Genomic DNA, 12,157 nt, shown 5'->3' with positions numbered 1-12,157 from the left:
TCCGTTAGGCGGCTTTTGCCGCTTTCTTACGCTCCTTGGCCTGCCGCTCGGCCCGCTTGATCAGCCAGTCGATAATATTCCTGTCGATGACCCGACCGGTTTCGGCATCGACGATGCGCTCGATCCGATCCGCCCGGAAGCCGCGATAGCCGTCGTCGGACATGTCGATGCCGCCCAGAAGGGTCTTGCCAGGGCCGACCTTCAGCTCGCGCGCAATGACCCAGCGCCGGCTCGGGTTGCCGGCCTGATCCGTATAGTGAAGCTCGAGCGCGCCTTCCATGGGATAGACGTGCCAATTGCCCTCGAACCTCTCCTCCACAGGGGCGTTCCGGACCGGCTTCAAAAGGGATGTTGCATGAGTGGAAATCATAGAGGGAATATGGTGGTTCGTGGTTTGTTCCGCAAGAGTCCTGGGCGCTGGAAGGGCTGAAAAATCGAGGCCTGGAAAGGGTTTTTGCAGTCGTAGGCCGCTCGGATGGCCTGAGTTTCACGCTGCCTCCCGTCATTCCGGGGCCGCGCCAGCGGAGCCCGGAATCGATTGCAGAACGAGGCGCCACTCTCGTCAGACGATCCCGGATCGCCTGCGGCGTCCGGGATGACGCAACGGCTTGCGATGCGATCCGTCATCCCCGGCTTGGTTCAGGGCAGGTTTTTGCCAGCGCGGCGGCTCCCAAGCGTAGATGGCCGGGGAGGCCCGACCATGACACGATGAGACTGCCGCCGCCCAGGCGCCCGAAAATATACCGGTATCGGCTGCCGGAGCCTGATGATCGGCCTAGGGCACTCCGATTCGCCCTTCTGCCTTGACATCCCCTGGCTGCCATGAATGTTGCGCCAAACACGTAAACATCAGGCTCTTCCATGTCCGCCCCCCTGCACCGTTACCGCTCCCACACCTGTGGCGCGCTTCGCGAATCCCATGTCGGCGAAACCACCCGCCTGTCCGGCTGGTGCCACCGCATCCGCGACCATGGCGGCGTGCTGTTCATCGACCTGCGCGATCATTACGGCATGACCCAGTGCGTCATCGATCCGGATTCCCCTGCCTTCAAGCAGGCCGAGGCTGTGCGCTCGGAGTGGGTGATCCGCGTGGACGGCAAGGTGCGCAAGCGTCCGGCCGGCACCGAGAACCCGGACCTGCCCTCCGGCATGGTCGAGGTCTACATCACCGACATGGAAGTGCTGGGCCCGGCCAACGAGCTGCCGATGCCGGTCTTCGGCGACCAGGAATACCCGGAGGAGACCCGTCTCACCTACCGGTTCCTGGACCTGCGCCGGGAGAAGCTGCACAACAACATCATGAAGCGCGGCGCGATCGTCGACTCGCTCCGCAGCCGCATGAAGACGGGCGGGTTCTTCGAGTTCACCACCCCGATCCTGACCGCCTCGTCGCCCGAAGGCGCGCGCGACTTCCTGGTGCCGTCGCGCATCCATCCCGGCAAGTTCTATGCGCTGCCGCAGGCTCCGCAGCAGTTCAAGCAGCTGATCATGATCTCCGGCTTCGACCGGTACTTCCAGATCGCCCCCTGCTTCCGCGACGAGGATCCCCGCGCCGACCGGCTGCCGGGCGAGTTCTACCAGCTCGACGTGGAGATGAGCTTCGTCACCCAGGAGGACGTGTTCCAGGCCATGGAGCCTGTGATCCGCGACACCTTCAAGGAGTTCGCGGACGGAAAGCCCGTCACCGAGGTGTTCCCGCGCATTCCGTATTTCGAGTCGATGCTGAAATACGGCTCCGACAAGCCGGACCTTCGCAACCCGCTGGTCATCGCCGATGTGTCGGAGGTGTTCGAGCGTGAGGACGTGACGTTCAACGCCTTCAAGAACGTCATCAAGTCCGGTGGCGTCGTTCGCGCCATTCCGGCCACGGGCGCAGCCTCCCAGCCGCGCTCCTTCTTCGACAAGCTCAACGACTGGGCCCGCACGGAAGGCGCGCCCGGCCTCGGCTACATCGTGTTCGAGGAAGATGGCGGACAGATCACCGGCAAGGGACCCATCGCCAAGTTCATCCCGGAGGCCGCCCAGGCAGTCATCCGCGAGAAGGCAGGCCTGAAGGCCGGGGATGCCGTGTTCTTCTCGGCAGGCGCCGAGGACAAGGCCGCCTCGCTTGCCGGCAAGGCGCGTGTGCGCATCGGCGACGAGCTGGGTCTGGGCAACAAGGACCAGTTCGCTTTCTGCTGGATCGTCGACTTCCCGCAATACGAGTGGAACGAGGACGAGAAGAAGATCGACTTCTCGCATAACCCGTTCTCCATGGGGAACATGGACCACGATGCGTTCATGGCGCTCGATCCGTCCGACAAGGAGAAGATCCTCAAGATCACCGCCTTCCAGTACGACATGGTCTGCAACGGCTATGAGATGGCGTCGGGATCGATCCGCAACCATCGTCCCGATCGGATGGTGAAGGCCTTCGAAATCGCCGGCTATGGCGAGAAGGAGGTCATGGAGCGGTTCGGAGGAATGTACCGCGCCTTCCAGTACGGCGCGCCGCCTCACGGCGGCATGGCGGCAGGCGTCGACCGCATCGTGATGCTGCTCTGCGGCGCACAGAACCTGCGCGAGATCACGATCTTCCCCATGAACCAGAAGGCCGAGGACCTGCTGCTCGGCGCGCCCTCCGAGGTGACGCCCAAGCAGCTGCGCGAGCTGCACATCCGGCTGAACGTTCAGGAGAAATGACGCCCGTTACCGCGATCGTCGTGGCCTTCGACAGCGCCCATGCGCTGCCGGAGTGCCTCGGCGCGCTAAGAGCCGCCGATGTGCCGGTGATCGTCGTCGACAATGCCTCGACGGACGAGAGCGTCGCCATCGCCGAGGGGCATGGCTCCCGGGTGATCCGCAACGCGCGCAACGAAGGCTATGGCCGCGCCAACAACATCGGCGCGCGGGCGGCCGAGAGCGAGTTTATCCTCGTGGTGAACCCAGACGTTCTCGTCGAGCCCATCACCGTTGACCGTCTCGTCGATGCGGCCCGCCGCTATCCCGACGCGGGGTTCTTCGCTCCCAAGATCGTGGAGCCGAGTGGTCGGGTTTTCTTCCAACCGCGCTCGCTTCTGGCCTCCTATCTGACCAATCCGCACGGCCAGCTTGCGCTGCCGGAGGGCGAAGTCTGCGCGCCGTTCTTTTCCGGGGCCTGCTTCCTCATCCGCCGGGAGCTTTTCCTCAGGCTAGGCGGCTTCGATGAAAACATCTTCCTGTTCTACGAAGATGATGATCTCTGCCGCCGGGTGGCGGATTCCGGTTCTGCCCTCGTCTATGTACCGCAGGCGGTCGTGCGCCACGGGCGGGGACGTTCCAGCACGCCGCAGCCCGGCCGCGTCTTCAGGACCCGGTGGCATCAGGCCTGGTCCCGGGCCTATGTGAGCCGCAAATACGGACTGCCGAATCCGGCTCCTGGGATGTTTGCGGTCAATGCCCTGAAAACTCTCGGCGCGAGCCTGACCTTCCGGCGCAGCCTCGTCGAGCGCTACGGCGGCTCGGCCGCCGGAGCATGGGCGTTCCTGCGCAGGAAAGAAGCGCTTCGGCAGGAGGGGCTTTCGTAGAGCTCAGGTGTCTCAGGCCGATCGGGCCCGCAGCACCCGGACGGCGGCGATCAGCTCCTTGATCCGGTCGCTCTGCAAGAGCGGGATGAGCGTGGCGATCTTCTCCCTGGGCAGGTCCCACCATGCGGCTTGCAGCAGGGCCTCGACGGTGGCCTCGTCAAAACGATGGCGGATGAGTTTGGCCGGGTTGCCCCCAACGATCCCGTAGGGTGGCACGTCCTTGACGACGACGGCGTGAGCCGCAACGACAGCACCGTGCCCGATGGTCACTCCCGACAGGATAATCGCGCCCGATCCGAGCCACACGTCATGCCCGATCGTCACGTCGCCCCGGGAGCTGTGGTAATCCTCCGTTACGGGCGCCGATGGCCAGAGGTCGCGCAGGGCCGAGAAAGGGTATGTGGTGCCCCAGTCCGTTCGATGATTGCCTCCGAGCAGGATTTCCACCTTGTCGGCGATGGAGCAGTAGCGGCCAATGGTGAGCTTTTTGCCGGATTCGGGGAAGCGCACCTTGGGTCGGCCATAGGAGAACTCGCCGATGTCGTAGCCGTGGCGCCCCGCAATCCGGGCCAAATGGAGCTTGGTTTGATTATGGGGGTTGCGCCAGTTCTTCAGGCGGTGGCGCAGGCTCATGACATGCCCCTCATGGCAAGACGGCGTTGACGGCATCGGTCAAGACGCGCACAAGGACCCCTTGAGTAAGAACAATGGCTTTTGGCGCAGGGAGCGTTTGGGATGGCTGACAACATCTCGCAGGATCTGAAATCGGGAGCGCTCTTCTACCATCGCCACCCACGTCCCGGAAAGCTCGAGATTCAACCGACCAAGCCCCTGGGCAATCAGCGGGACCTGGCGCTTGCCTATACGCCGGGCGTTGCGGCCCCGTGCGAGGCGATCGCTGCCGATCCGCTCGAGGCCGCCAACTACACCTCCCGCCAGAACCTCGTCGCCGTTATCTCCAACGGTACGGCGGTCCTGGGCCTCGGCGATATCGGCCCGCTCGCATCCAAGCCCGTGATGGAGGGCAAGGCGGTCCTGTTCAAGAAGTTCTCCGGCATCGATGTGTTCGACATCGAGGTGGCGGAAAAGAACGTGGACAAGCTGGTCGAGGTGATCGCCGCCCTGGAGCCCACCTTCGGCGGCATCAACCTGGAAGACATCAAGGCGCCCGAATGCTTCGAGGTGGAGGAGCACCTGAAGGCCCGCATGGCCATTCCGGTCTTCCACGACGACCAGCACGGCACCGCCATCATCGTGGCGGCGGCCGTGACCAACGCGCTTGAACTTGCGGCCAAGCGCATCGAGGAGGTGAAGATCGTCACCTCCGGGGCCGGAGCGGCGGCGCTCGCCTGCCTCAATCTGCTGGTGTCGCTCGGCGCGCGGCGTGAGAACATCTGGATCACAGATATCGAAGGCGTCGTCTACGAGGGCCGCGAGAAGCTCATGGACCGGTGGAAATCGGCCTATGCACAGAAAACGGACGCGCGGACGCTCTCCGACGTGATAACCGACGCGGACGTATTCATCGGCCTCTCGGCCGGTGGCGTTCTCAAGCCCGAACTCCTGGCCAGGATGGCTCCGCGCCCACTCATCATGGCGCTCGCCAACCCCTATCCCGAGATCATGCCCGAGGAGGCGGAAGCGGCCCGTCCCGACGCCATGATCTGCACCGGCCGCTCCGACTTCCCGAACCAAGTCAACAACGTCCTGTGCTTCCCATACATCTTCCGCGGCGCGCTCGATGTGGGTGCGACGCAGATCAACGAGGAGATGAAGGCCGCCGCCGTGAAGGCGATTGCGGGCCTTGCCCGCGAGGCCCCGTCCGAGGTCGTGGCTCGGGCCTATGGCGGCGAGGCGCATCCCTTCGGGCGCAAGTCCCTGATCCCGAGCCCCTTCGATCCGCGCCTCATCCTGCGCATTGCGCCGGCGGTGGCGAAGGCCGCCATGGATTCAGGCGTCGCCACGCGGCCGCTCGAGGACCTCGACGCTTACGCGGATTCCCTGACCCGGTTCGTGTTCCGCTCGGGCTTCATCATGAAGCCGCTCTTTTCCCAGGCGAAGGAAAATCCGAAGCGGGTGATCTATGCGGAGGGCGAGGACGAGCGGGTCCTGCGCGCGGTTCAGGTCATCGTCGAGGAGGGCATCGCCAAGCCGATCCTCATCGGACGTCCCAACGTGGTCGAAGCCCGGATCAAGCGCTTCGGCTTGTCCATGGAGATCGGCCGGCACTTCGAACTGGTGAACCCTGAAGACGACCCGCGCTACCGCGAATACGTCGCCTGCTACGTGGAAGCGGCCGGCCGCAAGGGCATCACGCCGGACGCGGCCAAGACGTTGGTTCGCACCAACACCACGGTCATCGGCGCCGTCGCGGTGAAGCGCGGCGACGCTGATGCGTTGATCTGCGGCCTCGAAGGGCGCTTCCAGTCCCGCCTCAAGCACATCAAGGATGTGATCGGCCTTGCGCCCGGCGTCCACGAAATGGCGGCCCTGTCGCTGGTGATCTCGAACAAGGGTGCGTTCTTCCTGGCCGACACCCATGTTCAGCCCGATCCGAGCGCGGAGGAGATTGCCGAGATGACAGTCGCGTGCGCCAGCCATGTGCGCCGCTTCGGAATCGAACCCAAGATCGCGCTCGTGTCCCACAGCGATTTCGGCGCGGCGGACACCCGTTCCGCCGTCAAGATGCGCAATGCCCTGGCGATGATCCGCGAGCGCGCGCCCGATCTCGAGGTCGAGGGCGAGATGCAGGCGGATTCCGCCCTCTCGGAAATGATCCGCGATCGGGTCTATCCGGCCTCGAGGCTAAAGGGCGAGGCGAACGTGCTGATCATGCCGAACCTGGACGCGGCCAACATCGCGTTCCAGTTCACCAGGATGTTGGCGGATTCTCTTCCCGTGGGACCCATTCTCATCGGGCCGGCCAAGCCCGCGCACGTTCTCACCCCATCGGTGACGGCCCGCGGCATCGTCAACCTCACGGCCATCGCCGTGGTCGAGGCTCAGGCCGCCGAGCAGGATCAGCCGACGCTGATTTGAGGAGTATGCCCATCGTCATCCCGGGGCCAAGTGAGCGGAACCCGGGATCGTGTGACGAGAACGGTGCTTCTTTCGGCAGACGATCCCGGATCGCCTTGCGGCGTCCGGGATGACGCAGCTGGTACAGGTCCGGCCATGACAAAAGGCTTTGCTTCCCGGAGCGGGTGCTATTCCGCCACAGCCGTGACGTTGAGCTTCTGGAGCGCCGCCGCTGCTCCGGTGAACATGACCGCCTCAGCAATGGCCAGTCCCTCGGCTTCCTTGGCCCGGGCGCTGATCGTGAGCCGCCCTGGCTTCGCGATGAAGCGCGCAACGGCCTGACCAAGGGACTTTGCCTGTTCGGAATTGCCGAGCATCGACGGGATGCCCACTGCCGCGATGGCGCCGTAAGTCCGCCGGAGGGATTCCGGCGTGGTCTTTCCGTCTTTCGCCGCCTTGGCGAGATAGCGGTCGAACAAGCCCGTGTTCTCGACCGTCATCTCAAGGGACTTCGCCCGTGCGCCGATCAGAGCGACCGATGCGACGGCGGTGTCCGGATCGAAGGCATCCTTCGAGATATTGCCCAATAGACCGCTCAGGGAGATGCGCCCCAGCTCCTGGCCTTGGACGGAGAATTCGCGGATCGCGATTTCCTTGCCGGCCTCGTTCCAGCGAGCTGCGAGCCCAAGTGAGAGGTCGAGGTTCTTGTAGCCGAGGGCAACGAGATCCTTGATCCCGTCCTCGCTGCTCTTGGCCGGGAGCTCCATAGCGAGGTTTTGAAGCCCGACCTTGAAGTTGGTGGGGACGCCGTTGAACGGGTTGTCGGCGGTCAGCTCGAAATCCTTGAGCGTGGCCTTCACACGTTCCGGCGTCTGGCCTTTGCCGGTCTCGCTCAAGGTATCGATGTCCACGCCTGAGACGTGCAGAGTGCCGATCGTCGGAACGAGGGCGCGCGCCGCCGCCGGATCGATTTCCTCGAGCCAAGCGCTCTGGAAGTCTTTGAGAGCTCCAAGAGTCGATTGAAACGAGAAGCCTGTGAGGCTCAAGGCGTCGATCTTTACCCGACCGTCACGGTCGACCGCCTCGATCCCTTCGACGCGCAGATCAGCCGGCTGAGCGCCCGTTGCGCTGGTATAGGCGACCCGGTTGACCCTGGTCGTGACCTCGGACGTCGTTTCCTTGCTGCCTGCCGATGAACCGGCCGGAGCTTTCAGTTCGATCCCTGTCACTTCGGCAAAGGCGACGTCGAAAGCGCTCAGCATATCCGCCGCCGTCGTAATCAGCCGCGTCTGCTCGTCGGCGCTCAGCTCGTCCTTATCGGCCAGCTCCGCGAACAGGGCCGTGCTGCCGGACCAGGATGCCTTGGTGGGGCGCGCGAGGAAATCCCGGCCGCTGAACCGGCCGATTCTCAGGGACGTTCCCTCCTGGTCGAGAACGTCGATGGTGTCGATCGAGAAGTCCCCGTGGATCTTTGACAAAGGGCCAGATGCAGTCTCGGACGTTCCCTCATAAAGGCGTGCGAAAGCCGGCATATCGAGATCGCGAACGGAAAGGCGCCCATAGGTGAGGGAGGTTCTCGTCTTGCCCTCCGAGACATCGATGGCTGTCGTGTCGATCGTCGTCAGGCCGACCCGGCCCTGCGCCACATCGCTGAGCACCACATTCTTATAAGTGGCGGTCTGGTCGTCAGCACCGACCTTCTGCCTCACCTTGAGTTCCGGAACCGTGATCTGTTTCGCGTCGATCCGCGCGATCCGGGGGCCGAACGGCTCACTGCTGGACGGCGAGAGCAAGGCCTCCACGTCTGCCCGCGAGGAAGCGAGGCCTGAAATCTCGATCCGCTTGGCCTCATAGGTTGCCGATCCCAGGGTGAAGGCTACATTTTCAAGGCTGAACGTATCGGGGGTCTGCGCCCAGGCTGCACTCCAGAGGGGAACCTTGACGGCCCCGACGGTCAGGCGCCGGCCGTCGCCGTCATACGCAAGGTCGCGCAGGACGGCAGGCTCGAGCTGCAGGGCAGTGAAGCCCGCCACGAGAGCCAGCGCGCAGACGCCACAACGGTGAAGAACTCGCATCAAAACCCCCGATTTCGGCAATAAGCCAAGGCCGTCATAACGCGTCCTGCCAGAAAGGGAGGATTTTGATACAATGTTTCGCTCTAGAGCGAAAACGACGTGCCGCAGCCGCAGGCGGCGGTCGCGTGGGGGTTTTCGATCTTGAAGGACTGGCCGATCAGATCGTCCACGAAGTCGATGACAGAGCCGTCCATGTACTGGATCGAGACCTCGTCCACGAGCACCGCGGCTCCGTCCCGCTCGATCACGAGGTCATCGTCCTGCTTGGTCCGGTCCACGTCGAAGGCGTACTGAAACCCGGAGCAGCCGCCTCCGTTGACGCTGATTCTCAGCATCGACCCGGCCGGCTCCGTTGCCATGATCTCGTTGATACGGCGGGCCGCGCGTTCGGTCAGGGTAATTCCGGTCATTCGTGTATCCAGTCGGTGGTAGTCTTGGACAACCTCTCAAGAGCAAGGTAAGTGCCCGAACACAAGGCTTCAACCCGAGGATGACCGTGCGGCCCTATGGCGAACGATGGCGAGCTTCCTACGCCTGCGACCCCTGGGGCAGTCGCGGGCGGCTTTTTCCCGAGGCGGTCTCGCCCACCCGGAGCGAGTTCCAGCGCGACCGGGACCGTATCATCCATTCGTCCGCCTTTCGGCGACTCAAGCATAAAACTCAGGTCTTCGTGTACCATGAGGGCGACCATTACCGCACCCGTCTGACCCACACCATCGAGGTCAGCCAGATTGCCCGTGCTCTGGCCCGGTCCCTTGGCCTCGACGAGGACCTGGCGGAGGCGCTCGCGCTGTCCCACGACCTTGGCCATACGCCCTTCGGCCATACGGGCGAGGACACCCTCGACGAGTGCATGAAGGAGTTCGGCGGGTTCGACCACAACGCTCAGGCCCTGCGGGTGGTGACCCGGCTGGAGCGGCGCTACGCAGAGTACGACGGCCTCAACCTGGCCTGGGAGACCCTGGAGGGGCTGGTCAAGCACAACGGCCCACTGCTCGACCCTGAGGGGCAACCAACCCTTCGCTATGCCGAACGGGGCGTTCCCCTCGCGATCCTCGAATACAACGCCCAGCATGACCTGGAGCTCGCCACCTATGCGAGCGGCGAGGCCCAAGCGGCGGCCATCGCGGACGACATCGCCTACGACTCGCACGATATCGACGATGGCCTGAGGGCCGCGCTCTTCGATATCGAGGAGTTACGGGAGGTGCCGTTTCTCGACGAGATCCTGACGGAAATCGATGCCCGCTATCCAGGGCTCGAATTGTCCCGGCGAATCCACGAGCTGACCCGGCGGGTCATCACCCGCTTCGTGGAGGACGTGGTGGCCGAGGGGGATCGGAGAATCGCCGCTCTTGCTCCGACAACGGCCGACGACATCCGCCATGGCGCCGAGACGGTGATGTGCTTTTCGCATAAAATGCGGGAGGCAGATGCCTCCATAAAGCGCTTCCTCTTCGCCCACATGTACCGCCACCCGAAGGTGATGCAGGTCCGGGCCGAGGCGGACGATGTCCTGCGCGACCTGTTCCAGCGCTTCAAGAACGAGCCCGAAGCCATGCCCGAGGAGTGGCGAGCCGACCTGACGCGGGATGACGAGGCGCGCTTGGCGCGGCGGGTCGCAGACTATATTGCGGGCATGACGGACGGTTACGCGATCCTTGAACACCGCCGGCTGTTTGACGTAACCCCCGACCTGCGTTAGGCGCACCAAAGCATTTGAGGGCCAAAGGCCCCGTCGAGATCAACACATATGAACATTTTCGGTCTGTTTGAGAAGCGAGTGGCGGATGCGCTTGGCCGTCTGGCCGAGGCAGGGAAAATTCCTGTGGGGCTCGATGCGAGCCGCGTCGTGGTCGAGCCACCGCGCGATCCGTCGCATGGGGACCTCGCCACCAACGCCGCCATGGTGCTGGCCAAGGAAGCGCGCATGAACCCGCGCGCCCTGGCGGACCTTCTCGTGACTGATCTCCAGGACGATCCGCGCGTCATCAGGGTCGACGTAGCCGGCCCCGGCTTCATCAACATCAGGCTCGCGCCGCAGGTTCTCCATGAGGTCCTGCGCGCCGCCGTCATCGACAGCGAAGGCTTTGGCCGAAGCGGGCAGGGGGCGGGGACCTCGGTCAACGTCGAGTATGTGTCCGCAAACCCGACCGGTCCTCTGCACGTCGGTCACGGGCGCGGCGCGGTCTTCGGCGACGCCCTGGCGGCTCTGCTGGCGTTTGCGGGCTACGACGTCGCCCGTGAGTACTACACCAACGACGCCGGAGCCCAGGTCGATGTGCTGGCCCGCTCGGCTTACGTCCGGTACAGGGAGGCCCTGGGCCAGGAGATCGGCGCAATCCCGGACGGGCTCTATCCGGGCGATTATCTCAAGCCCGTGGGCGAGAAGCTTGCCCGCGAGCATGGCGAGAGCCTGCTCGACAAGCCGGAAGCCGAATGGCTGCCCCTTGTCCGCGAGATTTCGATCAACGCCATGATGGATTTGATCCGCGACGATCTCGCGGTGCTCAACATCCATCACGACATTTTCTTCTCGGAGCGCTCCCTGCAGGAGAATGGCGGCGGCGAAGTCGCCAAGACCATCGCCGATCTCCAGAGCCGTGACCTTGTCTATATGGGCCGCCTTCCGCCGCCCAAGGGCCAGAAGGACGAGGATTGGGAGGACCGGGAGCAGCTTCTCTTCCGGGCCACGGCGTTCGGCGACGAGGTCGACCGGCCGCTCCTCAAGTCGGACGGCTCCTTCACGTATTTCGCCTCGGACATCGCGTATCACCGCTCCAAGTTCGAGCGTGGCTATCCGGCCATGATCGACGTGTGGGGGGCCGATCATGGCGGTTACGTCAAGCGCATGCAGGCGGCCGTGAAGGCGGTAACGAGCGGCAAGGGCGAGCTCGACGTGAAGCTCTGCCAGCTGGTCAAGCTTCTGCGGGGCGGCGAGCCGGTGAAGATGTCGAAGCGCGCCGGCGACTTTGTGACGCTGCGTGATGTTGTCAATGAGGTGGGTCGCGACGCGGTGCGCTTCATGATGATTTTCAGGAAAAACGACGCCACCCTGGACTTCGATTTGGCGAAGGTCGTGGAGCAATCCAAGGACAATCCAGTCTTCTATGTTCAGTACGCCCATGCCCGTTCGGCGTCCATTTTCCGGCAGGCCGCGGAGGCTTTCCCGGGTGTGAGCTTCGCCGCAGAAGCTCTTGGAAAAGCTGACCTTTCGGTCTTGAAGGATGAGGCCGAAATGGACCTGATCCACCGGATCGCCCAGTACCCTCGCATGATTGAAGCGGCGGCCGAAGCCCATGAGCCGCATCGGGTCGCGTTCTACCTTTACGACCTGGCGAGCGCCTTCCATAGTTTGTGGAATAAGGGCAAAGACTTGCCGCAATTACGCTTTGTTAATCAAACTGATAAAGATTCAACCGAGGCGAGGCTCGCTCTGGTGCATGCTCTCAAGGGCGTGCTCGCATCGGGTCTAGCAATCCTGGGCGTCATGGCTCCCGATGAGATGCGCTAGCGGTT

9 protein-coding genes are annotated in these 12,157 nt (G+C 63.8%); 5 read left to right on the top strand and 4 right to left on the bottom strand.

Translation table 11 applies throughout. The annotated features are described in order from the left end of the window. Nucleotides 1-4 precede the first annotated feature (4 nt). Nucleotides 5-319: a hypothetical protein gene (locus DRB19_RS11995; protein WP_245439444.1), complete on the bottom strand. Its 315-nt coding sequence runs from the start codon at nucleotides 317-319 to the stop codon at nucleotides 5-7. 554 nt (nucleotides 320-873) lie between these two features. Here DRB19_RS11995 and aspS point away from each other — a divergent pair. Together aspS and DRB19_RS11985 are read left to right on the top strand one after the other, a co-directional pair. Further along, entirely contained in the window at nucleotides 874-2,682 is a 1,809-nt protein-coding gene (aspS, locus tag DRB19_RS11990) for an aspartate--tRNA ligase (protein ID WP_114186314.1), read from the top strand. Then, nucleotides 2,679-3,545 carry a glycosyltransferase family 2 protein gene (locus DRB19_RS11985; RefSeq protein ID WP_114186272.1) on the top strand — a complete coding sequence of 289 codons (867 nt, stop codon included), beginning with the start codon at nucleotides 2,679-2,681 and terminating at the stop codon, nucleotides 3,543-3,545. Before aspS ends, DRB19_RS11985 begins: the two co-directional genes overlap by 4 nt. A gap of 12 nt (nucleotides 3,546-3,557) precedes the next feature. On the opposite strand, the gene DRB19_RS11980 is transcribed toward DRB19_RS11985, so the two are convergent. Then, the gene (locus DRB19_RS11980; RefSeq protein ID WP_114186271.1) at nucleotides 3,558-4,178 is read right to left on the bottom strand and encodes a CatB-related O-acetyltransferase; all 621 of its coding nucleotides are present in this window, start codon (nucleotides 4,176-4,178) and stop codon (nucleotides 3,558-3,560) included. Between the two features lie 102 nt (nucleotides 4,179-4,280). On the opposite strand from DRB19_RS11980, the gene DRB19_RS11975 reads away from it, so the two are divergent. Next, on the top strand, nucleotides 4,281-6,584 hold the full coding sequence (locus tag DRB19_RS11975) for an NADP-dependent malic enzyme (protein WP_114186270.1): 2,304 nt from the start codon (nucleotides 4,281-4,283) through the stop codon (nucleotides 6,582-6,584). A gap of 167 nt (nucleotides 6,585-6,751) precedes the next feature. Here the strand turns inward: DRB19_RS11975 and DRB19_RS11970 are convergent, their stop codons facing one another. Next, complete coding sequence (locus DRB19_RS11970) at nucleotides 6,752-8,638, bottom strand: hypothetical protein (RefSeq protein WP_114186269.1); 1,887 nt, start codon at nucleotides 8,636-8,638, stop codon at nucleotides 6,752-6,754. Between the two features lie 83 nt (nucleotides 8,639-8,721). Further along, nucleotides 8,722-9,048, bottom strand: a complete 327-nt coding sequence (erpA, locus tag DRB19_RS11965) for an iron-sulfur cluster insertion protein ErpA (protein WP_114186268.1) — start codon at nucleotides 9,046-9,048, stop codon at nucleotides 8,722-8,724. An 80-nt stretch (nucleotides 9,049-9,128) separates the two neighbouring features. Between erpA and DRB19_RS11960 the strand changes: the two genes are divergently transcribed. Together DRB19_RS11960 and argS are read left to right on the top strand one after the other, a co-directional pair. Further along, nucleotides 9,129-10,343 (top strand): deoxyguanosinetriphosphate triphosphohydrolase, encoded by a 1,215-nt coding sequence (locus DRB19_RS11960; RefSeq protein ID WP_114186267.1) that lies wholly within the window; start codon nucleotides 9,129-9,131, stop codon nucleotides 10,341-10,343. Between the two features lie 48 nt (nucleotides 10,344-10,391). Continuing rightward, nucleotides 10,392-12,152 carry an arginine--tRNA ligase gene (gene argS / locus DRB19_RS11955; RefSeq protein WP_114186266.1) on the top strand — a complete coding sequence of 587 codons (1,761 nt, stop codon included), beginning with the start codon at nucleotides 10,392-10,394 and terminating at the stop codon, nucleotides 12,150-12,152. Nucleotides 12,153-12,157: the final 5 nt, after the last annotated feature.

This window comes from Microvirga aerophila, from assembly GCF_003332305.1.
GTDB lineage: Bacteria > Pseudomonadota > Alphaproteobacteria > Rhizobiales > Beijerinckiaceae > Microvirga > Microvirga aerophila.
This window is presented reverse-complemented; position numbering and strand designations above follow the sequence as displayed.

Bases quoted from the DNA above. Each gene is read 5' to 3' on its own strand.
- DRB19_RS11985 (WP_114186272.1), top strand. From the start codon at position 2,679: ATGACGCCCGTTACCGCGATCGTCGTGGCCTTCGACAGCGCCCATGCG.
- DRB19_RS11980 (WP_114186271.1), bottom strand. From the start codon at position 4,178: ATGAGCCTGCGCCACCGCCTGAAGAACTGGCGCAACCCCCATAATCAA.
- DRB19_RS11975 (WP_114186270.1), top strand. From the start codon at position 4,281: ATGGCTGACAACATCTCGCAGGATCTGAAATCGGGAGCGCTCTTCTAC.
- DRB19_RS11970 (WP_114186269.1), bottom strand. From the start codon at position 8,638: ATGCGAGTTCTTCACCGTTGTGGCGTCTGCGCGCTGGCTCTCGTGGCG.
- erpA (WP_114186268.1), bottom strand. From the start codon at position 9,048: ATGACCGGAATTACCCTGACCGAACGCGCGGCCCGCCGTATCAACGAG.
- DRB19_RS11960 (WP_114186267.1), top strand. From the start codon at position 9,129: ATGACCGTGCGGCCCTATGGCGAACGATGGCGAGCTTCCTACGCCTGC.
- argS (WP_114186266.1), top strand. From the start codon at position 10,392: ATGAACATTTTCGGTCTGTTTGAGAAGCGAGTGGCGGATGCGCTTGGC.